At 63.3% G+C, this 24,571-nt stretch carries 18 protein-coding genes; 11 read left to right on the top strand and 7 right to left on the bottom strand.

Annotated elements, in window-relative coordinates:
- The first annotated feature begins 36 nt into the window (after nucleotides 1-36).
- Both argE and CSAL_RS05835 read left to right on the top strand, forming a co-directional pair.
- The gene (gene argE, locus CSAL_RS05840; RefSeq protein WP_011506449.1) at nucleotides 37-1,197 is read left to right on the top strand and encodes an acetylornithine deacetylase; all 1,161 of its coding nucleotides are present in this window, start codon (nucleotides 37-39) and stop codon (nucleotides 1,195-1,197) included.
- 98 nt (nucleotides 1,198-1,295) lie between these two features.
- A complete protein-coding gene (locus tag CSAL_RS05835) occupies nucleotides 1,296-2,063 on the top strand; it encodes a FadR/GntR family transcriptional regulator (protein ID WP_035410729.1) in 768 nt (255 codons plus the stop codon).
- Nucleotides 2,064-2,149: 86 nt separating this feature from the next.
- Here the strand turns inward: CSAL_RS05835 and CSAL_RS05830 are convergent, their stop codons facing one another.
- Nucleotides 2,150-3,952: an IlvD/Edd family dehydratase gene (locus CSAL_RS05830; protein ID WP_011506447.1), complete on the bottom strand. Its 1,803-nt coding sequence runs from the start codon at nucleotides 3,950-3,952 to the stop codon at nucleotides 2,150-2,152.
- A gap of 521 nt (nucleotides 3,953-4,473) precedes the next feature.
- Here CSAL_RS05830 and CSAL_RS05825 point away from each other — a divergent pair.
- Nucleotides 4,474-5,880, top strand: coding sequence for an MFS transporter (locus tag CSAL_RS05825; protein WP_011506446.1), 1,407 nt, complete (start codon nucleotides 4,474-4,476; stop codon nucleotides 5,878-5,880).
- Nucleotides 5,881-5,914: 34 nt separating this feature from the next.
- Nucleotides 5,915-7,486, top strand: coding sequence for a glycoside hydrolase family 43 protein (locus CSAL_RS05820; protein WP_011506445.1), 1,572 nt, complete (start codon nucleotides 5,915-5,917; stop codon nucleotides 7,484-7,486).
- Between the two features lie 112 nt (nucleotides 7,487-7,598).
- Here the strand turns inward: CSAL_RS05820 and CSAL_RS05815 are convergent, their stop codons facing one another.
- Complete coding sequence (locus CSAL_RS05815; protein ID WP_011506444.1) at nucleotides 7,599-9,344, bottom strand: IlvD/Edd family dehydratase; 1,746 nt, start codon at nucleotides 9,342-9,344, stop codon at nucleotides 7,599-7,601.
- Nucleotides 9,345-9,710: 366 nt separating this feature from the next.
- Here CSAL_RS05815 and CSAL_RS05810 point away from each other — a divergent pair, with 366 nt between their 5' ends.
- Together CSAL_RS05810 and CSAL_RS05805 are read left to right on the top strand one after the other, a co-directional pair.
- Nucleotides 9,711-10,877 (top strand): fumarylacetoacetate hydrolase family protein, encoded by a 1,167-nt coding sequence (locus tag CSAL_RS05810; RefSeq protein WP_011506443.1) that lies wholly within the window; start codon nucleotides 9,711-9,713, stop codon nucleotides 10,875-10,877.
- A gap of 195 nt (nucleotides 10,878-11,072) precedes the next feature.
- Nucleotides 11,073-12,650, top strand: coding sequence for an aldehyde dehydrogenase (NADP(+)) (locus tag CSAL_RS05805; RefSeq protein ID WP_011506442.1), 1,578 nt, complete (start codon nucleotides 11,073-11,075; stop codon nucleotides 12,648-12,650).
- 131 nt (nucleotides 12,651-12,781) lie between these two features.
- Here CSAL_RS05805 and CSAL_RS05800 read toward each other — a convergent pair whose 3' ends face one another.
- Entirely contained in the window at nucleotides 12,782-14,488 is a 1,707-nt protein-coding gene (locus CSAL_RS05800; protein WP_011506441.1) for a DEAD/DEAH box helicase, read from the bottom strand.
- Nucleotides 14,489-14,883: 395 nt separating this feature from the next.
- Between CSAL_RS05800 and CSAL_RS05795 the strand changes: the two genes are divergently transcribed.
- Nucleotides 14,884-15,345, top strand: a complete 462-nt coding sequence (locus CSAL_RS05795; RefSeq protein ID WP_011506440.1) for a YaiI/YqxD family protein — start codon at nucleotides 14,884-14,886, stop codon at nucleotides 15,343-15,345.
- A gap of 28 nt (nucleotides 15,346-15,373) precedes the next feature.
- On the opposite strand, the gene CSAL_RS05790 is transcribed toward CSAL_RS05795, so the two are convergent.
- Both CSAL_RS05790 and CSAL_RS05785 read right to left on the bottom strand, forming a co-directional pair.
- Nucleotides 15,374-16,375: a glutathione S-transferase family protein gene (locus tag CSAL_RS05790; protein WP_011506439.1), complete on the bottom strand. Its 1,002-nt coding sequence runs from the start codon at nucleotides 16,373-16,375 to the stop codon at nucleotides 15,374-15,376.
- 120 nt (nucleotides 16,376-16,495) lie between these two features.
- Entirely contained in the window at nucleotides 16,496-17,419 is a 924-nt protein-coding gene (locus CSAL_RS05785) for a LysR family transcriptional regulator (RefSeq protein ID WP_011506438.1), read from the bottom strand.
- A 91-nt stretch (nucleotides 17,420-17,510) separates the two neighbouring features.
- Here CSAL_RS05785 and CSAL_RS05780 point away from each other — a divergent pair, with 91 nt between their 5' ends.
- Both CSAL_RS05780 and CSAL_RS05775 read left to right on the top strand, forming a co-directional pair.
- The gene (locus tag CSAL_RS05780; RefSeq protein ID WP_011506437.1) at nucleotides 17,511-18,359 is read left to right on the top strand and encodes a pirin family protein; all 849 of its coding nucleotides are present in this window, start codon (nucleotides 17,511-17,513) and stop codon (nucleotides 18,357-18,359) included.
- A gap of 202 nt (nucleotides 18,360-18,561) precedes the next feature.
- Entirely contained in the window at nucleotides 18,562-20,214 is a 1,653-nt protein-coding gene (locus CSAL_RS05775) for a peptidoglycan DD-metalloendopeptidase family protein (protein ID WP_011506436.1), read from the top strand.
- 69 nt (nucleotides 20,215-20,283) lie between these two features.
- Here CSAL_RS05775 and CSAL_RS05770 read toward each other — a convergent pair whose 3' ends face one another.
- Together CSAL_RS05770 and CSAL_RS05765 are read right to left on the bottom strand one after the other, a co-directional pair.
- Nucleotides 20,284-21,504: a CmpA/NrtA family ABC transporter substrate-binding protein gene (locus CSAL_RS05770; RefSeq protein WP_011506435.1), complete on the bottom strand. Its 1,221-nt coding sequence runs from the start codon at nucleotides 21,502-21,504 to the stop codon at nucleotides 20,284-20,286.
- Between the two features lie 9 nt (nucleotides 21,505-21,513).
- Nucleotides 21,514-22,092, bottom strand: coding sequence for an ANTAR domain-containing response regulator (locus tag CSAL_RS05765; RefSeq protein WP_035411622.1), 579 nt, complete (start codon nucleotides 22,090-22,092; stop codon nucleotides 21,514-21,516).
- A 373-nt stretch (nucleotides 22,093-22,465) separates the two neighbouring features.
- Between CSAL_RS05765 and CSAL_RS05760 the strand changes: the two genes are divergently transcribed.
- Both CSAL_RS05760 and CSAL_RS05755 read left to right on the top strand, forming a co-directional pair.
- Nucleotides 22,466-23,821 (top strand): MFS transporter, encoded by a 1,356-nt coding sequence (locus CSAL_RS05760; RefSeq protein ID WP_011506433.1) that lies wholly within the window; start codon nucleotides 22,466-22,468, stop codon nucleotides 23,819-23,821.
- 148 nt (nucleotides 23,822-23,969) lie between these two features.
- A complete protein-coding gene (locus CSAL_RS05755) occupies nucleotides 23,970-24,446 on the top strand; it encodes a peroxiredoxin (RefSeq protein WP_011506432.1) in 477 nt (158 codons plus the stop codon).
- The last annotated feature ends 125 nt before the right edge of the window (nucleotides 24,447-24,571 follow it).

Raw genomic sequence — 24,571 nt, 5'->3', positions numbered from 1 at the left:
TAGGCTGGCGCAACACATCCCCGCCGGGAGGCCGCCGTGTCCGACACCACTGCCCTGCTCGAACGCCTGGTTGGCTTCGATACCGTCTCGCGTCACTCCAACCTGGAACTGATCGCCTTCATCGAACGTTATCTCGCCGAGCACGACGTGCCCTTTACCCGCATCGACAACGATGACGGCAGCAAGGCCAACCTGCTGGCCCGCATCGGCCCCGAGGTTGCGGGGGGCGTGGTGCTGTCCGGGCATACCGACGTGGTACCGGTGGATGGCCAGCCCTGGAGCAGCGATCCCTTCACCCTGACCGACAAAGGCGACGGCCGCCTCTATGGGCGCGGCAGCTGCGACATGAAGGGCTTCATCGCCAGCGCACTGGCGCAGGTACCCCAGTGGCAGGCCAGCGATCTGCAACGGCCCGTCTATCTGGCGTTTTCCTACGACGAGGAAGTAGGCTGCCTGGGCGCGCCCCGCCTGATCGAACGTCTGATGGCCGATGCGCCGACGCCGGCGGCGGTCATCGTCGGCGAGCCCACGCTGATGGCGCCGGTGGTGGCCCAGAAAGGCATCACCAACCTGCGCACCACGGTCACAGGCCGCGAGGCGCATTCCAGCCAGGTGCACCAGGGGGTGTCCGCCGTCCATGTGGCCGCCCGCCTGGTGACCCGCATCGAGGACATCATGGCGGAACTGGTCAGCGAGGGGCGTGTCGACCCGCTCTTCAACGTCCCCCATTCCAGCCTGCATGTGGGCAAGATCCAGGGCGGCACGGCGATCAACATCATGGCGCGCGAGTGTCATTTCGACTGGGAGATCCGTCACCTGCCGACGGACGGCTTCGAGGCCCTGTTCGAGCGCTTCCAGCACTACGCCGAGTCATTGATCCACGACTTGCGCCCGCGCGCGCCGCAGATCGCCATTCACACCGAGCACTTGACCGAGACCGTGCCCGCCCTGGCCGACCGCGACAACCGGGCGGCGGTGACGTTATGCCAGTCGCTGCTCGGCGCCACCGACAGCGAAGCCGTGGCCTATGCCACCGAAGCGGGGCAATTCCAACGCGCCGGCCTGCCCACGGTGATTTGCGGCCCCGGCAGCATCGCCCAGGCACACCAGCCCGACGAATACCTGGAGGTGGCGCAACTCGAGGCGGCGGATGCCTTCATGGCGGCGCTCGGCCAGCGCCTGGCAAGTATCGACTGACGTCGCGGCACCGCCATCGCGAGAACCTCTACCATCGGCGCCTTGTCGAAATGTTCGACATATGCCAGCGTGGCCCAAACGGTTCGGAACGATGTCACGTGAAGAGTAAGCAGACCCCATCCCGAAAACGTCCCAGCGTCGCCGAGGCGCTGGCCCAGGAGATCTTCTCCGGCGAGTACCAACCGGGGGACTTCGTGCCGCGCGAAGTCGACCTGTGCGAGCGCTTCGCCCTCAATCGCTCGGCGGTGCGCAGCGACCTGCGCCAGCTGGTCGATGCCGGGATCATCGAACGCATTTCCGGTCATGGCTCGAAAGTCCGGGAATATTCGGACTGGAACATCCTCGATGCGCAGGTCACCGAGTGGATGACGCGCTACGCCGCGCCCAATCCTGGCGTGCAGCGCGAGATTCTGGCCTTCCGCCTGGATGTCGAGCCCTACGTGGCGATGACCGCCGCCAAGCGTGCCACGGCGCACGACCTGGTCGCCATCGAAGAGGCCTTCAACGGCATGGGCAGCGACCTGAACGACCCCACGTCGAACGACAGTGGGCGCCTGCACAGCGATTACGACATCGCCTTCCACGTGGCGATCTTCAAGGCCACGCACAATATCGTGTGGTCCCAGCTCTCGCATATCCTGCGGCCGTCGATCCTGCTGCTGATCGAAACCTCGAACGTCAGTGCCAGCGACCCCGCCCAGAGTCTGGAGCGCCACCGCCTGCTGATGGAAAGCATTCGCGCACGCCGCCCCCACGAGGCATTCCTGGCCGCCCAGGCCGTGCTCGCCGGCACCGCCAGCGCACTGGGACTGGAAATCCCCGAGACACCGCTCGGGCATAACGCCGAGCTGCTCTCGCCGACCTGACGCCGGACGCGACAGCACGCCTTCGGGTACCAGATGTAAAACGGGCTTCGCCATGCGAAGCCCGTGTCGGTCCAGCGGCCTGCCGCTCAGTGATTGTCCCGGGGCGGACTCTGACGTGCGACATCCCGATACTTGGTCGCCGGGCCCAGGGTCATGCCGCGATCGAGCTGCTCGACCATGCCGCGCTGGATTTCCTGCCAGGGCGTTTGATCCACCGGATAAATGTACCCGCCGCGCGATGCCAGCGCCTGGCGACGACGGGACAATTCGGCGTCGTCGACGAGCAGGTTGGCCTCCCCGCGCTTGAGATCGATACGCACCCGATCGCCCGTTTCCAGCAACGCCAGGCCACCGCCCACGGCAGCTTCCGGCGCGGCGTTGAGAATCGACGGCGAGCCCGAGGTACCCGACTGGCGCCCGTCGCCGAGACACGGCAGCGATTCGATCCCCTGCTTGATCAAGGCTTCCGGCGGCTGCATGTTGACGACCTCGGCGCTGCCGGGGTGCCCCACGGGGCCGGCCCCGCGCATCACCAGAATGGTGTTCTCGTCGACCTCGAGGGCCGGATCGTCGATCCGTGCGTGGTAGTCCTCGGAGCCGTCGAACACCACGACCCGCCCTTCGAAGGCATCGGGATCCTCGGCACGGCTCAGGAAACGCTGCCGGAAGTCGCTGGCGATCACGCTGGTCTTCATCAACGCCGAGTCGAACAGGTTGCCCTTGAGGTTGATGAAGCCGGCAGCCTCGACCAGAGGATTGTCGTAGCGGCGGATGATGTCGTCGTCCAGGGTTTCACGCCCGGCGACGTTCTCCGCCAGCGTCCTGCCGTTGACCGTCGGCACGTCGCCATGCACGCGCCCCGCCTTGAGCAGCTCGCTGAGTACCGCGGGAACGCCACCGGCACGGTGGAATTCCTCCGACAGATACGCACCCGCGGGCATGACATTGGCCAGCAGCGGCACGTCATGGCCCAGCCGTTGCCAGTCGTCGTTGGTCAACTCGACGCCGGCATGACGGGCGATGGCGTTGATGTGCACCGGCGCGTTGGAGGAACCGCCCAGCGCCGAACACACCACGATGGCGTTCTCGCACGCCTCACGCGTGAGGATGTCCAGCGGGCGCAGATCTTCCCACACCATGTCGACGATGCGCGTCCCGGTCTGATAGGCGACCATCGAGCGCTCCTTGTAAGGCGCCGGGATCATCGCCGAGCCGGGCAGGCTCATGCCCAGCGCCTCGGCCATGGAGTTCATCGTCGACGCGGTGCCCATGGTATTGCAGTGACCGATGGAAGGCGCCGAGTCGGTGGCCCGGGACAGGAATTCCTCGTAGTCGATATCGCCCGCCGCGAGACGCTTGCGCAGCTCCCAGATGATGGTGCCCGAGCCCACGCGTTCCTGACTGCCGCGCCAGCCGTTGAGCATCGGTCCACCGGAGAGCACGATCGCCGGGATGTTGACGGTCGCGGCGGCCATCAAGCACGCCGGCGTGGTCTTGTCGCAGCCGGTGGTCAACACCACGCCATCGAGCGGGTAGCCATGCAGCACTTCCACCAGCCCCAGGTACGCCAGGTTGCGATCCAGCGCCGCGGTGGGTCGACGCACGTTCTCGTGAATCGGGTGCAGCGGAAACTCGAACGGCACGCCCCCCGCCGCACGGATACCGTCCTTGACGCGCTTCACCAGCTCGATGTGATGACGGTTGCAAGGCGTCAAGTCGGAGCCCGACTGGGCAATGCCGATGATCGGCTTGCCGCTCTTGAGCTCTTCCAAGGTCAGGCCGTAGTTCATGTAGCGTTCGATGCACAGCGCGGTGGTTCCCGGATGCTCGGGGTTGTCGAACCACCAGCGCGAGCGCAGCTGGTCGGGGGTGATCTTGTGATCGTTCATGATCTGACGCCTTTGCTCAATGACACTCGTTTTCGAAAAAAGGCCATGCCTTGCTGTCAGCGTAATTCATAGCAGACGGCCTGTATGTTGAACAAAAGGATGATATGTTCAACATACAGGCGCGTCACGACAAGCCTCACTGCCCCCGGTGGCCCTGGAACAGCCTGCCAGGTCCCGGGGCCAGGCTGATGCCTTCGTCCCCTACGGGTTCCACACCCGTCTCCATCACCTTGCTCGCCATCACTTGGTTCAAAGCGTTTCCGTATTCCCACGCATGACGGCGCTGGCTGGAACCTGTCAGACCACGATTACATTGGATTTGTTTCAATTAGTTACGATTTTATGACCAACGTATAATGGCAACCGTCTTCTTAATCCACAAACATCAACTTAGTTAAAACTCAAAACTAAAGACCTTTCCCCCTCCTGAATGGATACGCAGGTAGTCGTTAGGCATGACGCCATGGCGTCTTAAGACAACTCGAGGTCCATGCGCCTCTTCCATGACAACGAGGTCCACCATGTCGGCAAGCTCACAGACTTCAACCGTTCCTGGCGAGCACGCAGCGTCTACCGCTTCTCCAGCGACATCAGCCGAAAAGATCGGCCTTCTCGAAAAGATCGGCTATGGCTGTGGCGATCTGGCAAGCAATTTCATCTGGCAGGCAATGAGCATCTTCATCGTGTATTACTACACGGATGTCATCGGTGTCGCCGCCGGCATCATCGGTTCGATCATGCTGTTTTCACGGGTGTTCGACGGCGTATCTGACATCGCCATGGGATATGTCATCGACAAGACACGCTCTCGGCATGGCAAGGCGAGACCCTGGCTGTTGTGGCTGGCAGTTCCCTTCGCGCTGTCAGCGGTCATGCTCTTTGCCGTACCCGACGTTTCTCCCTTCTGGCAAGTGGTCTACATTGCCGTGACCTACAACGTGGTATGTCTCGTATATACAGGGCTCAACGTTCCCTACGGGACGATGAACTCGCTGATCACCCAGGATCAATATCAACGTTCGTTGCTGAACGTCTACCGCATGAGTCTGGCCCTCGTGGGGGTCTTGCTGGTCAGCAATCTGACGCTACCTGTCGCGACATTGCTCGGCGGAGGACAATTCGGGTGGGTCGTGACCTTCATGATTTTTGGATCGATCGGTACTGCGCTTTTCATCTTTACCTTCAAGACGACACGCGAGCGCGTCAAACCTGCCAGTCAACGCCAACGGGATTCTACCGTCTCACTCAAGGAAAGCCTGCTGACACTATGCAAGAACCGGTATTGGGCGCTGGCGACCTCTTTCATCCTGATGACCTATATCTTCAACGCGCTCAACTCCGGTGCCGTGGTCTATTACGCGGAATACATTCTGGACGATACCTGGATGGTGGGAATCGTCACCACGGCCTATATCGCCTTCATCCTCGTGGGGATGGCCTGCGTGGCTCCGCTAACCAAGCGTTACGGTAAACGTAACGCCATCATCGTCGGCGAATTGATCACCATTTTCGGATATCTCGTGATGTTGATCGATCTCAGCAATGTAACGCTAATCATCGCCGGCACCATTATTCGAGGCATCGGCAAGGCACCGATCAATGGCAGCATGTTTGCCATCCTCGGCGATACCATCGAGTACGGCGAATGGAAGACCGGCATCCGCAACGAAGGCATGGTGTATAGCGGCGGCAGCATGGGCATCAAGGTCGGCAGCGGCCTGGGTACGGCCCTCATTGGCTGGGTACTGGCGTTCGGTGGTTATGTCGGCGGGGGTGGTGAACAGAGCGCAACGGCCTTGCTATCGATCCAGACGCTGTTCATTTATCTGCCGCTCGCGCTTTGCGTGCTTCTTATCGTACTCATGCTTTTTTACGATCTTGATAAACGCTATCCGAGCATCATCGAGGATCTCAAGGCAAGAGCTTGAGTTCATACCGCTTGGCAACAAGGAAGCCGATCATATGGCGATCATTACCAATCCCGTCTTGCCTGGGTATCACCCGGATCCCTCGATGCTACGCGTAGACGACGACTATTATATCGCGGTGTCCACGTTCGAGTGGTTTCCCGGCGTGCAAATCCACCATTCCAGAGATCTGGTGCATTGGCGGTTGCTCACGTATCCGCTGACGCGAACTACTCAGCTCGACATGGTTGGCAACATCGACTCGGGCGGTGTCTGGGCACCCTGCTTGAGCCATGCCGATGGAGTCTTCTACCTGATCTATACCGATGTCAAAAGCCGAAAAGGCGCTTTCAAGGATACACATAACTATCTCGTCACCGCCGAGAATATCGAAGGGCCCTGGTCCGACCCCGTCTATCTGAACAGTAGTGGCTTCGACCCTTCCCTGTTTCATGATGATGATGGCTCGAGCTGGCTTCTGAACATGATCTGGGATTTCCGCCAGGGGGAAAACGCTTTCGCTGGCATCGCACTCCAGCGTTACGACAGGATCAGTCAATCTCTGACGGGGCCCGTGCACAACATCTTCAAAGGGACTCGACTCGGCGTAACGGAAGCGCCTCACCTCTACAAGCGCAACGGATATTATTATCTGATCACGGCCGAAGGCGGTACCGGATACACTCACGCCGTCACGGTTGCGCGATCAGCTTCCCTGCTGGGGCCCTACGAAGTCGATCCCGACAACCCAGTCCTGACTTCCGATCCAGGTCAGGCAGGGCAATTGCAGAAGGCAGGGCATGCCAGCCTCGTCGAGACACAAAACGGAGAGTGGTATATGGCCCATCTATGCGCTCGCCCGGTCGTGGAGGACAAATGCATTCTCGGACGCGAAACGGCCATCCAAAAATGTCACTGGACCCAGGACGGATGGCTACGTGTCATGGATGGTCCTCACCCCAGCATCAACGTAGAGGCACCGAAGCTACCGCCCCACCCCATGCCGATGGAAAACGATCGGGATGAATTCTCTTCTCCCGAGCTGAAGGGCTACTGGAATTCACTACGGCGACCCTTCGGCGAGGACTGGATATCGCTCTCCGAACGTCCTGGTTTCTTGCGTCTCAAAGGGGGCGAATCGATGCAGTCGATGCATCGCCAAAGCCTGCTGGCAAGACGACTGACCGACTTCCATGTCGAGATCGAAACCCAACTCGAGTATTCGCCGGAAAATTTTCAACAGATGGCAGGGCTGATCATCTATTACGATACGACCGATTATGCCTACTTGTGTGTCACGCATCATGAGGCACGGGGAAGATGTCTCGGCATCATCGAGTCCCGCCATGGCCAATACGATGAGCTGCTGACGGAGAGAGTCGCACTCCCGGAAGGCCCGATTCGCTTGATGGCAACGATCCACAACGAACGGCTGCAGTTCCACGTTGCGTCAGTCGATGAGGCGTGGCGCACCATTGGCGACGTGATCGATATCCGCCATCTTTCCGATGATGCTGCCGATTACATACGTTTCACCGGCACTTTCGTGGGACTCTGTGCACAGGATCTAGGTGGCCGGCGCCGAGCCGCGGACTTCTCCTACTTTGACTATCGCCCTCTGCCATAAGCGCGACGTCTTCCAACAGGCGTAGACGCCTCGTCACGCCCCGGTCTTCTTGCCTCATACGCAAAGAGGGCGACCGATCGGCCGCCCTCTTGCTCTGTCCGTGCCACTCGGCTCAGTGCGAGTGACGGGGGACTTCCGCGCCGCGACATCCCACCAGGAAGTCGAAATCGCAGCCCTGGTCGGCCTGCAGCACGTGCTCGATGTAGAGCTGGCGATATCCGCCGGTGCTGGCGATGCGCGTCGACTCGGCGGTGGGGTCCGCCTCGGCCAGCCGTGAGGCGATCTCGGCGTCGTCGACCTCCAGGTGCAACTTGCCGGAATAGGCGTCGAGCGCGATCCAGTCGCCGTTGCGAACCGCGGCCAGCGGCCCGCCCGCCGCGGCTTCCGGCGCCACGTGGAGTACCACGGTGCCATACGCCGTGCCGCTCATGCGCGCATCGGAGATCCGCACCATGTCGGTGACGCCTTGCTCGAGCAGCTTGGCGGGCAGCCCCATGTTGCCGACTTCGGCCATGCCGTGGTAACCGCGCGGCCCGCAGTTCTTCATCACCAGAATGTCGTCGGCGGTGACGTCGAGATCCGGGTCGTTGATACGCGCCTTGTAATCGTCGAAGTTCTCGAAGACGACCGCACGCCCACGGTGCTGCATCAGCGCCGGGGTCGCGGCAGAGGGCTTGAGCACCGCCCCGTTGGGCGCGAGATTGCCGCGCATCACGCACATTCCGCCATCCTCGCGAAGCGGCGCATCCAGCGGCAGAATCACGGCATCGTTGTAGAGCGGCGCGTCCTGGACGTTTTCCCACAGCGTCTTGCCGTTGACGGTCAGCGCGTCCTTGTGGGGCAGCCGGTCGGCCTCGCCGAGACGGCGCAGCACGGCGGGCAGGCCGCCGGCGTAATAGAACTCCTCCATCAGATAACGGCCGGAGGGCTGCAGATCGACGATGGTCGGGGTGCCGCGTCCCACCCGGGTCCAGTCGTCGAGCGTGAGATCGACCCCCATGCGCCCCGCGATGGCCTGGAGGTGAATCACCGCGTTGGTCGAACCGCCGATGGCGGCATTGGTGCGAATGGCATTCTCGAATGCGGACTTGGTGAGCACCTTGGACAGGGTGAGGTCCTCGTCGACCATCTCGACGATGCGATTGCCGGACAGGTGCGCCAGTACGTAACGGCGCGAGTCGACGGCAGGAATCGCGGCATTGTGCGGCAGCGAGGTGCCCAGCGACTCGGCCATGCAGGCCATGGTCGAGGCCGTCCCCATGGTGTTGCAGGTGCCGGCGGAGCGCGACATGCCGGCCTCGGCGGCCATGAAGTCATGCAGCGATATCTTGCCGGCCTTGACCTCCTCGGAGAGCTGCCAGACGACCGTGCCCGAGCCGATGTCACGCCCCTTGTGCTTGCCGTTGAGCATCGGACCGCCGGTGACCACGATGGTGGGGATATCGCAGCTTGCCGCGCCCATCAGCAGAGCCGGCGTGGTCTTGTCGCACCCCACCAGCAACACCACGGCGTCGAGCGGGTTTCCGCGGATGGCTTCCTCGACATCCATGCTCGCCAGGTTGCGCGTGAACATCGCGGTGGGACGCAGATTGGACTCGCCATTGGAGAAGACCGGAAACTCCACCGGATAGCCGCCGGCTTCGAGCACCCCCTTCTTGACGTGCTCGGCCAGCTTGCGGAAATGGGCGTTGCACGGTGTCAGCTCGGAGAAGGTGTTGCAGATACCGATGATCGGCTTGCCGCGAAACTCATGATCGGGAATGCCCTGGTTCTTCATCCAGCTGCGGTACATGAAGCCGTTCTTGTCATCGTTGCCGAACCATTCGGCCGAGCGTAGCGGGCGCTTTTTATGGGTCATGCGTCTTCCTCCAGTCACGGTCGCATCAGCGTTGCCGTCACCATAAACGCCTCTTTCAATAACCTGATAATGTCAAAAAACACCGAAACCGATATACCAATGGTTATTCCCGATACACCCTGTGGCCATCCAGTCCTTCAGGCCCGACGATCCATTCCGATACGAAACGCTCACGAGCGGCGCCAGATCGCTGCTGACATGATTTTTTTCGAGCGCCGACGGCGACGGCCACCTTGCCCGAGAAGGCCGTGTCGGCACCGTTCGACAGCACGCCGCACGCCACCGGGTATACGAAAGTCTATGTTGAACATGTGCAGCCTATGTTCAACATTTACGGCCTGATGCGATAAAGCCAAAGGCGCCCTCATGAACGAATTCCACCCGTTTCTGCCCCAGGAAGCCGGCAACGATCGCCTGATCGGCCGTCTCTGGGATCCCGATGCCCAAGGACCGCGCCTGGTCACCGTACGCGACGGCGTGCTGCACGACATCAGTGCGTTGGCGCCCACCTTCAGTGCATTGCTGGAGTACGATGACGTCCTGGTGCGTGTCGCCCAGGCGCCGGATGCCCCGATCATGCCGGTCAGTGACTGCCTGGAGGCGTCGCTCCAGGGAGAAGGCGATCCCGCCACCTGGCACCTTCTGGCGCCCTGCGACCTGCAGGCGATCAAGGCATGCGGCGTCACCTTCGCCGCGTCGATGCTGGAGCGAGTGATCGAGGAACAGGCCCGTGGCGACAGCCAGCAGGCCGCCACGCTGCGCGATACCGTGACCTCGCTGATTGGCGACGACCTGTCGCAGCTGACCCCGGGCTCCGCCGAGGCCGACGCCCTGAAGGCGAAGCTGGTGGAACTCGGCATGTGGTCGCAATACCTGGAAGTCGGTATCGGTCCCGACGCCGAAGTCTTCACCAAGTCCCAGCCCATGTCGGCGGTCGGCCTGGGCCATCGCATCGGCATCCATCCGGCGTCGAAGTGGAACAACCCCGAACCCGAGGTGGTGCTCGCGGTGGATTCCCGGGGCCGAGTCCGCGGCGCGACGCTGGGCAACGACGTCAACCTGCGCGATGTCGAGGGTCGAAGCGCCCTGCTGCTGGGCAAGGCCAAGGACAACAACGCTTCCTGCGCCATCGGACCTTTCGTCCGCCTGTTCGACGACCACTTCGACATCGACAGTGTACGGACGCTGGAGGTCAGCCTCGATGTCAAGGGCGAGGACGGTTTCCAGCTGGAGGCGGTCAGCTCGATGAACCAGATCAGCCGCGATCCGCTGGATCTCGTCGCCCAGACGCTCGGCAGCCACCATCAGTATCCGGATGGTTTCATGCTGTTCCTGGGCACCCTCTTCGCCCCGACGCAGGATCGCGATACGCAGGGCAGCGGCTTCACTCACCATCTCGAGGATGTGGTGACCATCGCCACCCCCACGCTCGGCGCCCTGGTCAATCGCGTCGACACCAGCGACCGCATTCGGCCCTGGCAATTCGGCAGCGGTGCCCTGTTCGACTATCTCATGCGCCGTCGCGACGCTTGACCGGCGCCCGCGACACCCACGGGCGGGCATCGCACCCGCCCGTGACACTCAAGCAAGCTTCATCTCCATGACACGGGAGGCGGACATCATGTCACCAGATGACGCCTCATCGGCGAGCGTATCGAAAGCCCCCCTTGACTCGGGCGTCACGCGTCGCCATGTCATAGCAATGCCCATCGATGCCAGGAGGCAACCATGATATTGGAAGGCAAGCAGATTATCGGTAACACCATCGAAGCCGGCCCCGGCGCCAGCTTCCAAGCCGTCGACCCTTCGAACGGAGAGACGCTGCCCCCCGAATTCCTCAGCGCCGACAGCAAGCAGGTCGAACGTGCCTGTCAGCTCGCCTGGGACGCCTTCGATGCATATCGGGAAACCTCGCTGGAAACGCGGGCCAAGTTCCTGGAAACCATCGCCGAGGAAATCGAACACCTGGGTGGTGGCCTGATCGAACGTGCGATGAGCGAAAGCGGTCTGCCGGTCGCGCGCCTCGAAGGCGAACGGGGGCGTACCTGCAATCAGCTGCGCCTGTTCGCCAACGTGGTTCGTGCCGGTGAATGGCTCGACGTACGCGTCGATCCGGCCCTGCCCGAACGCACGCCGCTGCCGCGTCCCGATCTGCGTCAGCGCCATATCGCGCTGGGCCCGGTCGCGGTCTTCGGTGCCAGCAACTTCCCGCTGGCGTTCTCCGTGGCCGGTGGCGATACCGCTTCGGCACTCGCCGCGGGCTGCCCGGTGATCGTCAAGGCACACGCCGCCCACCCCGGTACGTCCGAACTGGTGGCGCGCGCCATCCAGAGCGCCGCCGAGAAGTGCGGCATGCCCGAAGGCGTGTTCTCCCTGCTCTTCGATGCCGGTTACGACGTCGGCACCGCGCTGGTCAAGCATCCCCTCATCAAGGCCGTCGGCTTCACCGGCTCTCGCAAGGGTGGCCTGGCGCTGCTGCAGGCGGCACAGTCTCGCCCCGAACCGATCCCGGTCTACGCCGAGATGAGCAGCATCAACCCGGTCTTCCTGATGCCCAAGGCACTGGAAGCGCGCGGCACCGATCTCGCGCAGTCGTTCGTGGGCTCCCTGTCCATGGGCGCGGGCCAGTTCTGCACCAACCCGGGGCTGGTGCTAGGCCTCAAGAGCGACGCGCTGGACAACTTCATCGAGGAAGCCGGCAAGGCCCTCAAGGAAGTGCCCGCCAACACCATGCTGACACCGGGCATCCATGCGGCCTATGAGCAGAGTGTCGCCAAGCTGGCCGGCAACCCCAAGGTCAACGAAGTGAGCCGCGGCCTGACCGGCGACGGCGAGAACCAGTGCCAGGCGGGGCTCTTCACCACGCAGGGCGCCGACGTGCTGGCCGACGAGTCGCTTCAGGAGGAAGTCTTCGGTGCCTCGTCTCTGGTCGTGGTCTGCAACGATCTCGATGAAATGAAGCGTGTGGCCGAGGCCCTCGAAGGCCAGTTGACCGCGACCCTGCAGATGGATGAAGGCGATACGCAGGACGCGGCGAAGCTGCTGCCGGTGCTCGAGCGCAAGGCCGGTCGCATCATGGCCAACGGTTGGCCCACCGGCGTCGAAGTCTGCCATGCCATGGTGCACGGCGGCCCCTTCCCGTCCACGTCCGACTCGCGCACCACCTCCGTGGGCAGCGCCGCCATCTATCGCTTCCTGCGCCCGGTGTGCTACCAGAACCTGTCGGATGCCTTGTTGCCCGAAGCGCTCAAGGAAGCCAACAGCCTGGGACTCAAGCGCCTGGTGGATGGCAAGCGCGAAAGCTGATAACGCAACATGCCGGGGCGTGGCATGACACGCCCCGTTCAAACGAAAACGCCCCATGGCATGGCCATGGGGCGTTTTTCTTGGTCGCTTGCCGAGAGACCGGCAAGCGACATCGGCCGCGAACGGCCCGGTTATGCCTGCGAGCGACGGCGCGGCGTGCTGTCGCCGTCTTCACGGCGCCGACGGGGCGCGCGCTCCGGCGCACCATGGTCCTCGGCGATCTCCAGCGGACGACCCGCCACGCGTGCCTGCGCGATGCGCGACAGGACGGCTGCCGGCAGCGTATTCGGCAGCTCGACCACGGAGAAGGCGTTGCGGATGTCGATCCGCCCGATCTTGCCGCCGTCGATGCCACCCTCGTTGGCCAGCGCCCCGACCAGCTGGCCGGGCTTGACGCCATCCTTGTGACCCACCGACACGCGATAACGCGTCATGCCGGCACTGGGCCCGCGATCGCGACGGTTGGGCTTGTCGTCGCGGCCGCTGCTCTGACGCGAGCGGCGTTCGCCGGGCTTGGGCAAGCGACCGATGGGCGCTTCGCCGGAACGCGCCATGCTGGCCATGGCGCAGGCCAGGTCGACCGGGTCGTAACCGTCATCCACCAGGCCGTCGATCAACTCGCGCTGATAGTCGCTGCCACGAGCGAGCGTATCCAGTACACGCTTGCGGAAAAGCTCGTTACGATGGGCACGAATCGCGTCTTCGTCCGGCAGCTCGACTTCCTGCATCTGCTGGCCGGTCACGCGCTCCATGTCACGTACGCGACGCTGCTCACGACCGCCGGCGAAGGTGATCGCCACGCCCGTGCGCCCGGCACGGCCGGTACGCCCGATGCGGTGCGTGTAGGCTTCGGCGTCCTGGGGCAGGTCATAGTTGAAGACGTGGGTGATACGCGGCACGTCGAGGCCGCGCGCGGCGACATCGGTGGCGATCAGGACGTCGACCTTGCCGCGCTTGAGGCGCTCGACGGTGCGTTCGCGCAGGCTCTGGTCCAGGTCCCCGGACAGTGCCGCCGCATTCACGCCGCGCAGCAACAGTTGCTCGACCAGGGTGGTGCACGCCGCCCGTGTACGCACGAAGACGATCGCGGCATCCACCGGCTCGACCTCGAGCAGACGCGACAACGCTTCCAGCTTGGCCCCGCCCTCGATGCGCACCAGGCGTTGCTCGATGCCTTCGGCGGTCTTGGTCTTGGTTTCGATGGCGATCCGCAGCGGGTCGACCAGGTAATGGTTGACGATGCGCGAGATTTCATCGGGCAGCGTGGCCGAGAAGAACACGCGCTGCGCATCCTTCGGCGTGTCGGAGACCACGCGCTTGACGTCATCGATGAAGCCCATGCGCAGCATTTCGTCGGCTTCGTCGAGCACCAGCGCATTGAGTCCGTCGAGCTTGAGGCTGCCACGGTCGAGGTGGTCGATCACGCGACCGGGCGTGCCGACGATCACCTGAGCGCCACGGCGCAGCCCGCTGAGCTGTTCGCGATATTCCTGGCCGCCGCAAAGGCTGAGCACTTCGAGGCCCTTGACGCCGCGACCGTATTGGACGAAGGAAGCGGCCACCTGCTGGGCCAGCTCGCGCGTCGGCGCCAGTACCAGCACCTGCGGCTCGCGGCGCTGAAGGTCGAGACGCGACAGTAGCGGCAAGGCAAAGGCGGCAGTCTTGCCGGTACCGGTCTGGGCTTGTCCCAGCACATCGCGGCCTTCGAGCAATGCGGGGATGGTTTTGGCCTGAATCAGCGAAGGCGTCTCATAGCCTAGGGTTTCAAGCGTCGAAAGAATGGTAGACGGCAGCGAAAGCTCGGCGAAAGTCGGCGAGGCAACGGGAGTCGTGGTCATGTCACACCTTGGATAGCCGGCGCGAACCGGCGGAAAAATTCAAGGCGCCTTCATCGCCCATCGGCCGCTTGGCCTGGGGCATCGAAACAAAAGGCGCCGGTCGCAGCACCTGCGTCCTGCCGCATGAGCGGCAGCTGTGGCGACCTTACGCGTCTTGGCGCGCCATCGATGCGGCAAGCGCTCTCACGGCCGGCTCGAAGCGAGCGGGCAATGCGCCTTGCGCAGAAACGTCCTTTTGGTCCAATCCACACTCGGTGGAAGGCACATCGCACAGGGACGAATACAGGATGGAGGGGTCAACACATGCGAGGAGGTGGCATACTACCATTGACCAATGGCTTTGCCCAAATTAATTCGTTCATCGAACCCGACGACTCCCGAGGAAGCCTCTATCTATGCCGACGCTGTGGATCGACGCCGACGCCTGTCCGCGCCATGCCCGCGAAGTCATCGTGCGTGCCGCCGAACGCACCCGGACCCCGACGCATTTCGTGGCCAACCATCGCCTGCCCCTGCCGCCCTCGGCCTGGGTCAGCGCGCTGGCCGTACCCGGGGGCTTCGACGCCGCCGACGATGCGATCGTCGATCGGGTGGCCGCGGGCGACCTGGTCGTTACTGCCGACCTGCCACTGGCGGAAGCCGCCCTGGGCCGTGGCGCAGACGTCATCACCAACCGCGGCGAAGCGCTGACCCGCGACGGGATCCGCGCCCAGGTCCAGATGCGCGACTTCATGGAGACACTGCGCGCCAGCGGCGAGCATACCGGCGGCCCCAAGCCCTACGGCGATGTCGAGCGCCGCACCTTCGCCAATGCACTCGACCGCTGGCTGACACGCGCCCGGGCACGCGGCGACTGACAGCACCCCGGGGTGGACAGCCGGCGCCTCAGGCGCCGCGAATGCCTCGACCGGGCAAGCGCTCGCGATCATGCGGTCGCATGAGATCGAGTACCGGCCCCTGGGGGACGATGCGCGTCGGATTGATGGTGTCGTGGCTGTAATAATAGTGGCGCTTGATGTGATCGAAGCTCACGGTCTCGGCGATGCCCGGCCACTGGTACAGCTCGCGCAGATAATTCGACAGATTGGGGTAGTCCTCGATACGCCGCAGATTGCACTTGAAGTGTCCGTGATAGACGGCATCGAAGCGCACCAGCGTGGTGAAGAGTCGAATGTCCGCCTCGGTGAGCCACTCCCCGGCGAGATAGCGGCCTGCCTCGAGACGCGCCTCGAGCCGGTCGAGGGCCGCGAACAGGGCCGCGACGTGCTTGTCGTAGACCTTCTGATCCGTTGCGAAGCCGGCCTTGTAGACGCCGTTGTTGACGTGATCGTAGACATCGGCATTGACGGCATCGATGGTCTCGCGCAGATCCTCGGGGTAGAAATCCAGGCGATTGCCGGTCAGGTCATCGAAGGCGCTGCCCAGCATGCGCACCAGCTCGGCGGACTCGTTGTTGACGATGCGTCCGGTCCGGCGATCCCACAGCGCCGGCACCGTGACCCGACCGGTATACTGCGGATCGGTCAGCGTATACAGCTGGTGGTGGTAATCGACGCCATTGAGCGGGTCGCCGCTGGAGCCTTCATCGGTGGCATACGTCCAGCCGTTGGCCAGCATCAACGGGCTGGTATGCGACACGCCGATCATGTCCTCCAGCCCCTTGAGCTTGCGCATGATCAAGGTGCGATGCGCCCAGGGGCAAGCCAGCGAGACGTAGAGATGAAAACGCCCCGGCTCGGCAACCAGCCCCGGCTGCCCTTCCGGCCCCGGCGACCCGTCCGCCGTGACCCAATCGCGCAGCTTGGCCGACTCGCGCACGAACTCGCCGCCGTGCTTCTTGGTGTCGTACCACTGATCGTGCCAGCGACCGTCGATCAACAGTCCCATGCCATGTGCTCCCTCTCGGTTCGGAACGCAATGAATGCGTCATCGGAAAACGAGTGGGCGACGCACGACCACTCTCGACAGCGCTCAGCATAAAACGATGCCATCGAAGCTCAAGCGCATTTAAGTGGCCCGACCGTTCGTTTCTGTCGAATGCTCGTCACAGCAGCGCGCCACCGCATCATGCAGTGAGCGTGCCGTCGCGCGTGTCGCCGGTCCTGCACGATCCCGATCGCGGAAGATCAACTGTATCGGCACCTCGCGACGCCCTCCCACGGTGAGCGGCAGCGGCACCAGCGTGCCCTGGCGCAAGGCATCCCGAATGCGGGTCGTCGGCATCCAGGCGAACCCCAGCCCCCGGCACAACATGTCGAGCGAGGTCTCCAGATGACTCAGCGTCCAGCGCTGCTCGGCCTTGAGCCACCCGGCATCCATCGACTGGCGGAGGGCCGAGTCGCGCACCACCAGCTGGCGATGCTGCTCCAGATCGCGCAAATCGAGCTCGCGCCCCAGATGCTGCAAGGGATGGTCGGGATGCGATACCGCCAGGAACGTCACGTTGACCAGGGGCTCGCCCAGAAATCCTTGCGCGGCGATACCCGATACCACCAGGTCGGCGCGCCCGTCATAGAGCATTTCGATGCCGCCATTGAGCACGGTTTCATGCAGCTGAACGCGGACATGCGGATATTCCCGCGAGACGGCATCCAGCGCATGCGCCAAGGCATCCGGCGGGAAGATCTGGTCCACCGCGAGCACGACCTCGGCTTCGAGCCCTTCGGCCAGACGCCCGGCGACATCCTCGAGGGCTTCGGCGCTTTCCAGCAACTGGCGGGCACGCCGCAACAGCATCGCGCCTGACTCGGTCAAGCGCACCTGACGTCCCACCGGTTCCAGAACGCGGATTCCCAATTGCTCCTCGAGCTTGTGCACCGCGTGGTTGAGCGTGGAAGGACTCTTGTGCACGGCCTCGGCGGCACGCGCGAACCCGCCATGATCGACCACGGCGGCCAGCATGCGCCATTGCGCCAATGTGACATTTTTCATTCGAAATACTCGAAGCAAGAAGCCAACAATATGCGATTAATTTTCGAAAAATCCGAACTAGAATGCTAGACAAAAGTAAAGGAGATTTTCCATGTCCCATGCCACGACAACGCCACGCCGGATTCGCGACATCCGCGCCAGCCACCCCAGCCAAGACGGTGATGGCGTCAAGATCCTGCGCCTGCACGATTTCGAGGGCGGGCTCGACCCCTTCCTGATGCTCGACGAGCTGGGCTCCGACCAGCCGGACGACTATATCCGCGGCTTCCCCCCGCATCCTCATCGCGGCATGCAGACACTGACCTATGTGATCCATGGCGGGCTGACGCACGAGGATCACCTCGGTCACAGCAGCACCATCCATGCCGGCGATGCGCAATGGATGCATACCGGACGCGGCATGATTCATTCGGAAATGCCCCTGACCGACGCCCAGGGCCTGCACGCCTTTCAGCTGTGGATCAATCTGCCGGCGCGTGACAAGCTCAGCCCCGCCACCTACCGCGATATTCGCGCGCAGGAAATGCCTCGTCTCGACGCGGATGGCGCCACGTTGATCGCACTCGGCGGCCATTGGCAGGATGCGTCGGCAGAAATCGACGGCCCCCTGGATGCCCTGGCAGGCAACGCCGCAGTCGCCGATGCGCGCTTCGAAGGCGGCACCCTGCAACTGATGGGGCTCACCGATGACACCCTGCTGGTCTACGTCTATCGCGGCACCCTCGATGTAGGCGAACAGCCGGTAACCGCCGGCCACCTCGCCATCCTCGATGCCGGCGACGCATTGACACTGAGCGCAACGGGCTCGGCAGGCGCCCTTCTCCTGCGCGGCACGCCGCACCGCGAGCCCATTGCACATTACGGCCCCTTCGTGATGAACTCACGCCACGAGCTCGAGGCCGCCATGCAAGCCTACCGGGACGGCACCTTGACTGAGTAAATTTATGCAACTACTGTACAAAGCGTGGCAAAGGTAAAGGATTACCCACATAGCCACCAGGGCAGGCAGGCTGATACGACAGCTTGCCCTGTACGCATGATTGGCTGTATGCATGAACAGGATAGGCATTTTATTTGCCATGGGTTAAGGTTCCGTTGGCTTTTACCCATTTCCATGTTCATATATACGGCCTTTATTCATCATGTTGCGAATTCTTCATTCGCTGCCCCGCACGCATAAGTTACTCTTGTTACCGGTTGCCACCATGGTGACCGTGCTGGGCGCACACCAGATCGTGACCGTTGTCGGCGACGACAGCGGCAACGCCACCAGCCCCAAAGTGGCGACTTCCAGCGACTCGACCGCTTCCACACTGGGTGGCGAGGCCCTCGATACCCTGGCAACCGTGACCACACGGAACATCCCGCTGAGCGATCTCAAGGCCCAGGAAATCGTCGATGTCAGCCTGATCGACAAAGCGCATGCCAAGGATAATGCGCTGCCCGAAGCCCAAGCCTTCGAGACTCGCGATACGCACGCTCATATTGCCAACGCCGCAATGCACGTCGCCATTCAGCTGCCGAAGCTAGCGTCCGAAAGCGATTACGACAGCGAAGAACTGGGCGGCACCTCCTACGAAGACTTTTCCATCGACCCGATGGAACTGCATGACGAGGATGGCACCCCGAATCTCGAGCGGGAAATCGCCGCCCAGCAGGAATTCGTGCCGGAGTGGGAAACCTATACGGTCCAGAAGGGCGACACCTTCGCCCAGATGGCGGAGCGCACGCTTGGTCTCGGCTACAGTGACGTGATGCACATCCTCGACAGCGTTCCCGACAAGAACACCCTGACCCGCTGGCGCGTGGGCCGCTCGTTCGACTACCAGCTCGACGAACAAGGCGACCTGCTCGCACTGCGCGTCATGAAGAACGCTCGCGAAGGCTATTTGATCGAGCGCGATTCCTCGCATGACGATTTCGACGTCTCCAACATCACCAAGGCGACCGAGGCCACTCAGCGCCTGTTCGCCGGCACGGTCAGCGGCAGCTTTACGCTGTCGGCGGAATCCACCGGGCTCTCCGGCGCGGAAGTCGCCCAACTGACCAACCTGCTGTCGAAGAAACTGGATTTTCGCCGCAACACCCGGGCCGGCGATCACTTCCAGGTACTCGTCGAATCCGACATGCTCGAAGGCGAGAGCGTCGATTCGCGCATCCTGGCCGCCCAGTACCAGGGCGAACGCATGGACCTGACCGTCGTCCGCAACAGCGCCGACGACCGTTTCTACACGCCCGATGGGCAAAGCCTTGATCCCGCGTTCAACCGCTACCCCTTCGAAGGTCACTATCGCATCAGTTCGCCTTTCAACCTGCGTCGTCATCACCCGATCACCGGGCGCATCAGCCCGCATCGCGGCACGGACTTCGCCATGCGTACCGGCACGCCCGTCGACGCACCGGCCGCCGGTCGCGTCATCAAGTCCGCCTATCAGGCAGGCGGCGCCGGCAATTACCTGGTCATCCGCCATGACAACGGCTACAAGACGCGCTACATGCACCTCTCCAAGCGTCTCGTCTCCGAGGGGGATCGCGTCGAGATGGGGCAGAAAATCGCACTGTCGGGGAACACCGGTGGCAGCACGGGGCCGCACCTGCATTACGAGGTGATGGTCAACAACCGTGCGGTGGATGCCATGCGCGTCAAGCTTCCCGAGAACCAGAGCCTGGAAGGCAAGGCACTGGCGGCGTTTCAAAAGCAGTCCAAACCGCTGCTCGCCAAGCTGGAAAGCAATGCCGACGCCCCGGCCATCGCCAGCGTGCGTCTCGACGAGGACAGCGGCGACGAAGGCTGATCCCGGCCTCGCTCGTCGAGCAATCAGCACCACGCCCCACCTTCTGGTGGGGCGTGGCGTTTTCAGGGGTCATGAATGCAGGGAAGGTGCGAATCGGGCACCGCCCAGAAGCCGGTCGCCGCCCATGTCGAGCGGACCATGCCGCCCTTCCATCACCCAGGCGCCCCCATGCTCGCCCTCGCTCTTGGCATCCACCAACGGATAATTGATGCCCAGGTCATCGGCGGCCTCACGAAACAGGTCCGGCCGGACACAACGGGACAGGCACTCATCAAGCACCGCGTCGTCGACGTCCAGGTGCTGCCAGCGCCGCATCTGCCCGGCGTACCAGAGCAAATGGGAGCGCCACGGGAAATTCGCGGCATGACGATGAAAGACACTCATGCCATGCGTCAGCGACGCCCCCTCCGCCAGCATGCTGTCCTCGACCACGCTGGGCGCGACATCCAGATACCCCCGCTCGCACATCAGGCGTGCCGCCTCGCCTCGGTGCGCCGGAGCCTCGAGCCATGCGCATGCCTTCAACAAGGCACGCAGGACGGCACGGTGCGTGGCCGGATACGCCTGGGCCCACTCTTCGCGTACCGCGAAGACCTTCTCCTGGCCGTTCTGCCAGATGGCGTGGCTGCCGATCAGCACACGCCCACGTTCGCGGCGTGCCGCGAGCGTATTCCAGGGCTCGCCCACGCAATAGCCGTCCAGCCATCCGGCCTCGAGCTGCTGTGCCACCAGAGGCGGCGGTACCACGCGCAATTCGAGATCGCGATCGGGATCGACACCGCCTTCCGCCAGCCAGTAGCGCAATAAATAGCGATGCGAGGAAAAGGGATACACGCTGGCGAAACGCAGCGGTGGCGCCCCCTTCTCCCGCCGCTGTCTCACCACCGTCGCCAGCGCTCGGGCGGAGGTCGGTGAGGCCGCCATGGCGTCGGGATCGGCAGCCAGCATGTCGTCGTACAAGGCGTTGGACACGGTGATGGCATTGCCGCCGAGACTGAGGGTCAGCGCCGAGAGCATCGGCGTTCGTCGACCGTCCAGTCCAAGCGTCGAGGCCAGTGGCATCAATGGCAGCATCTGTGCGCCATCGAGCAGTGCCAACTGCATGGCATCGCGTATCCCCGCCCACGACGACTCCACGCTCAACGTGACGTCCAGCCCCTGCTCGGCGAAGAAGCCGCGCTCACGCGCTACCACCAACGGCGCGGCATCGTTGAGCGGCAGCATGCCCAGCGTCAGCGTGTCGAGTTCCGGCGAAGGCCACGCATCTCGAGGCGTCTGGCGATCGTTCATCAATGTCTCCTACGACTCGGAATCGTCGGTGGCCAGGACCGCCTGGGCCACCTCGAAAATGGTCAATCGGCGGTTCATGGCACGCTTGCGCAGCCATTGATAGGCATCATCTTCGGTGAGGGCATGCGCTTGCATCAGCCGGCTCTTGGCGCGCTCGACGGTGCGCCGCTGCGCCAGGGTGGTCTGCGTCCTGGTCAACTCCCCCTTCAAGGCACGATGCGACTCGAAGCTGGCGATCGCCACGTTGACCATCGAACGCACTAGCGCGGGTTGCACATCCTCGACCACATACGCGCTGACGCCCACGCTCGTCGCCTCTCGTGTCAGCTCGGGAGTTTCTTCCTCGGCCAGCATGATCATGGGCTTGGGAAAGCGTCGCCCCAGCTGCCCCATGTGCTCCAGGGTGTCGCGGCTCGGCAGGGCCGCGTCGATGATCACCGCATCCGGCACCTCACGCGTCATGATGGCGTAGAGGTCGTCATGCTCGTCGACGCGCGTCACCACATCGAACCCCGCCTCATGCAGCGCTTGCTCCAGTGCCCGGGAACGCTCCGGGCGGGCATCCACGATCAGCACCTTCACGGTCATGCGCATTCCTCTCCTGGGTGCTTGTCGACTTGCAATGCAGCTTGCATGCCAGAAAAAGCTCCGTGGCAGCCCGGGCGTCAGGCCGGCTGCACATCGCCGCGGCACCGAGGATGCATTGCAGCGGTGCAACGACGCCTCGTGCCGCACCATTACCGCACCTTCCTCGCGGGATTCGACGGGGCGGCGGCGCCCACGGCGGCGCACTCGCCCGGCGCTCCCACGTTGGCACACCCCTTGCTTATTCAACAGTACCGAGACGTGGACCAGGCTCACCAGGTGAGTACGAGTGCGTCGAACCCGAGCACACGGCCCTTCCCCGAAGGTCGCCGGCGTCGCGTTCGAGCTCCGTCATTTCATCGCGAGAGGATGAGTCATGGAAATCCGCAACAAAGCCAACAAGATAAGGCTTTTCAGCCTCAAGTCACCGCAAATGCGTGCCTTCCACATGTCATGGTTCGCATTTCACGTCTGCTTCTTCGGCTGGTTCGGCATCGCGCCCTTGATGGCCGTGGTGCGCGAAGACCTCGACCTGAGCAAGGCCCAGATCGGCAACACCATCATCGCTTCCGTCGCCATCACGGTGCTGGTCCGCCTGGTCATCGGCCTGCTCTGCGACAAGATCGGGCCACGCAAGGCCTACACCTGGCTGCTATGCCTCGGCTCGCTTCCCGTGATGTTGATCGGCCTGGCCGACAGCTTCGAGACCTTCCTGCTGGCACGGCTGGCGATCGGGGCCATCGGCGCCTCTTTCGTGATCACCCAATATCATTCCTCGATCATGTTCGCGCCCAATGTCGTCGGTACCGCCAACGCGACCACGGCAGGCTGGGGTAACCTGGGGGGCGGCACCACGCAGATCCTGATGCCGCTGGTCTTTTCCGGCATCCTGATGCTGGGCGTCAACGAAGCGCTCGGCTGGCGACTGGCCATGGTCGTGCCCGGCATCGTGCTGTTCTTGACCGGCATCGCCTATTACGTCTTTACCCAGGACGCGCCCGACGGCAACTTCGACACGCTTCGGGCACGCGGTGAACTTCCCTATCCCGAGAAGGAGCACGGCATGGCGCACAGCTTCGGCGCGGCCATGCGGGACGTGCGTGTATGGGCGCTGTTCATCGTCTATGCGGCCTGCTTCGGCGTCGAGCTGACCATCAACAACATCGCCGCCATCTACTTTTTCGACACCTTCGAGCTCGATCTGGCCACTGCCGGCTTGATCGCCGGCCTGTTCGGCTTGATGAACCTGTTCGCTCGCACCCTGGGGGGCATCTTCTCGGACCTGTTCGCCCGTCATGGCGGCCTCAGGGGACGCGTGCGCTGGCTGTTCATCGCCATGTTCTGCGAAGGCATCGCGCTGATGGGCTTCGCCCAGATGCAGACATTGGCACTCGCCATCGGCATCATGCTGGTCTTCAGCCTGTTCACCCAGATGGCCGAGGGCGCCACCTTCGGGGTCGTGCCCTTCATCAACAAGAAGGCGCTCGGCGCCGTGGCGGGCATCGTGGGAGCCGGCGGCAACGCCGGCGCCGTGGCGGCGGGCTTTCTGTTCCGCAGCGAATCGCTGAGTTATCAGCAAGGGCTGTTTTATCTTGGCCTGGCCGTACTGCTTGCATCGTTCTGCGCCTTGCTGGTGCGCTTCTCGCCACAGGTCCTCGCCGAGGAAGATGCCGCCTACCGCAACGCCGTCGCGGGTCACGACACTCCAGGCGATGCCATCGCGGCGCGCTGAACCGCCCCCGCTTACCGGGCCACGACACAAGGCCACCGCCATGGCGGTGGCTGTCGCCATGTTGCCCCTCCGGCCAGTGAGGGGTTGCGGCAGCCGGCATGAATGGCGCACTGTGAACGGTCAGGATCGACACCAAAAGGAGTTCGCTATGACCATCGCGGTAGGCGACAAGCTGCCCAACGTCACCCTCAAGACCAACGGCGCCAACGGCCCGGAAGACCTCGATACCGGCGAGTTCTTCGCCGGCAAGCGCGTGGTGCTGTTCGCGGTGCCCGGCGCCTTTACGCCGGGGTGCTCCAACACCCACATGCCGGGCTTCGTGATCAACGCCGACGACATCCTCGCCAAGGGGGTGGATGCCATCGCCTGCCTGGCCGTCAACGACGCCTTCGTGCTCGGCGCCTGGCAGCAGGATCAAAACGCCCAGGCGATCACCATGCTCGCCGACGGCCACGCCGATTTCACCCGCGCCATCGGCATGGAGAAAGACGCCAGCGGCGCCGGCATGGGCACCCGCAGCCAGCGTTACGCCATGATCGTCGACGACGGCGTGGTGAGCTACCTGGGCGTCGATGAAAAGGGCGTCGAGAAGAGCAGCGCCGAAACCATCCTCGCCAACTTGTGAGACCGCCCAGCGATGCTGTCCTCATGGCCCGCCTCTCGGCGGGCCATTTCGTAAGCGCCTGCCCGACTTTCGTGGCGGCGTCAGCACCGGTCCTTTCGGATTAGACTGGAGTTACCACGCAACAC

Origin of the sequence: Chromohalobacter israelensis DSM 3043 (genome assembly GCF_000055785.1) — a bacterium.
Lineage (GTDB): Bacteria > Pseudomonadota > Gammaproteobacteria > Pseudomonadales > Halomonadaceae > Chromohalobacter > Chromohalobacter israelensis.
This window is presented reverse-complemented; position numbering and strand designations above follow the sequence as displayed.

Coding starts and splice junctions, on each gene's coding strand:
- CSAL_RS05795 (WP_011506440.1), top strand. CDS start 14,884: ATGCCGACGCTGTGGATCGACGCCGACGCCTGTCCGCGCCATGCCCGC.
- CSAL_RS05765 (WP_035411622.1), bottom strand. CDS start 22,092: ATGACCGTGAAGGTGCTGATCGTGGATGCCCGCCCGGAGCGTTCCCGG.
- CSAL_RS05800 (WP_011506441.1), bottom strand. CDS start 14,488: ATGACCACGACTCCCGTTGCCTCGCCGACTTTCGCCGAGCTTTCGCTG.
- CSAL_RS05825 (WP_011506446.1), top strand. CDS start 4,474: ATGTCGGCAAGCTCACAGACTTCAACCGTTCCTGGCGAGCACGCAGCG.
- CSAL_RS05805 (WP_011506442.1), top strand. CDS start 11,073: ATGATATTGGAAGGCAAGCAGATTATCGGTAACACCATCGAAGCCGGC.
- CSAL_RS05810 (WP_011506443.1), top strand. CDS start 9,711: ATGAACGAATTCCACCCGTTTCTGCCCCAGGAAGCCGGCAACGATCGC.
- CSAL_RS05760 (WP_011506433.1), top strand. CDS start 22,466: ATGGAAATCCGCAACAAAGCCAACAAGATAAGGCTTTTCAGCCTCAAG.
- CSAL_RS05785 (WP_011506438.1), bottom strand. CDS start 17,419: ATGAAAAATGTCACATTGGCGCAATGGCGCATGCTGGCCGCCGTGGTC.
- CSAL_RS05790 (WP_011506439.1), bottom strand. CDS start 16,375: ATGGGACTGTTGATCGACGGTCGCTGGCACGATCAGTGGTACGACACC.
- CSAL_RS05755 (WP_011506432.1), top strand. CDS start 23,970: ATGACCATCGCGGTAGGCGACAAGCTGCCCAACGTCACCCTCAAGACC.
- CSAL_RS05815 (WP_011506444.1), bottom strand. CDS start 9,344: ATGACCCATAAAAAGCGCCCGCTACGCTCGGCCGAATGGTTCGGCAAC.
- CSAL_RS05820 (WP_011506445.1), top strand. CDS start 5,915: ATGGCGATCATTACCAATCCCGTCTTGCCTGGGTATCACCCGGATCCC.
- CSAL_RS05775 (WP_011506436.1), top strand. CDS start 18,562: ATGTTGCGAATTCTTCATTCGCTGCCCCGCACGCATAAGTTACTCTTG.
- CSAL_RS05770 (WP_011506435.1), bottom strand. CDS start 21,504: ATGAACGATCGCCAGACGCCTCGAGATGCGTGGCCTTCGCCGGAACTC.
- CSAL_RS05780 (WP_011506437.1), top strand. CDS start 17,511: ATGTCCCATGCCACGACAACGCCACGCCGGATTCGCGACATCCGCGCC.
- CSAL_RS05830 (WP_011506447.1), bottom strand. CDS start 3,952: ATGAACGATCACAAGATCACCCCCGACCAGCTGCGCTCGCGCTGGTGG.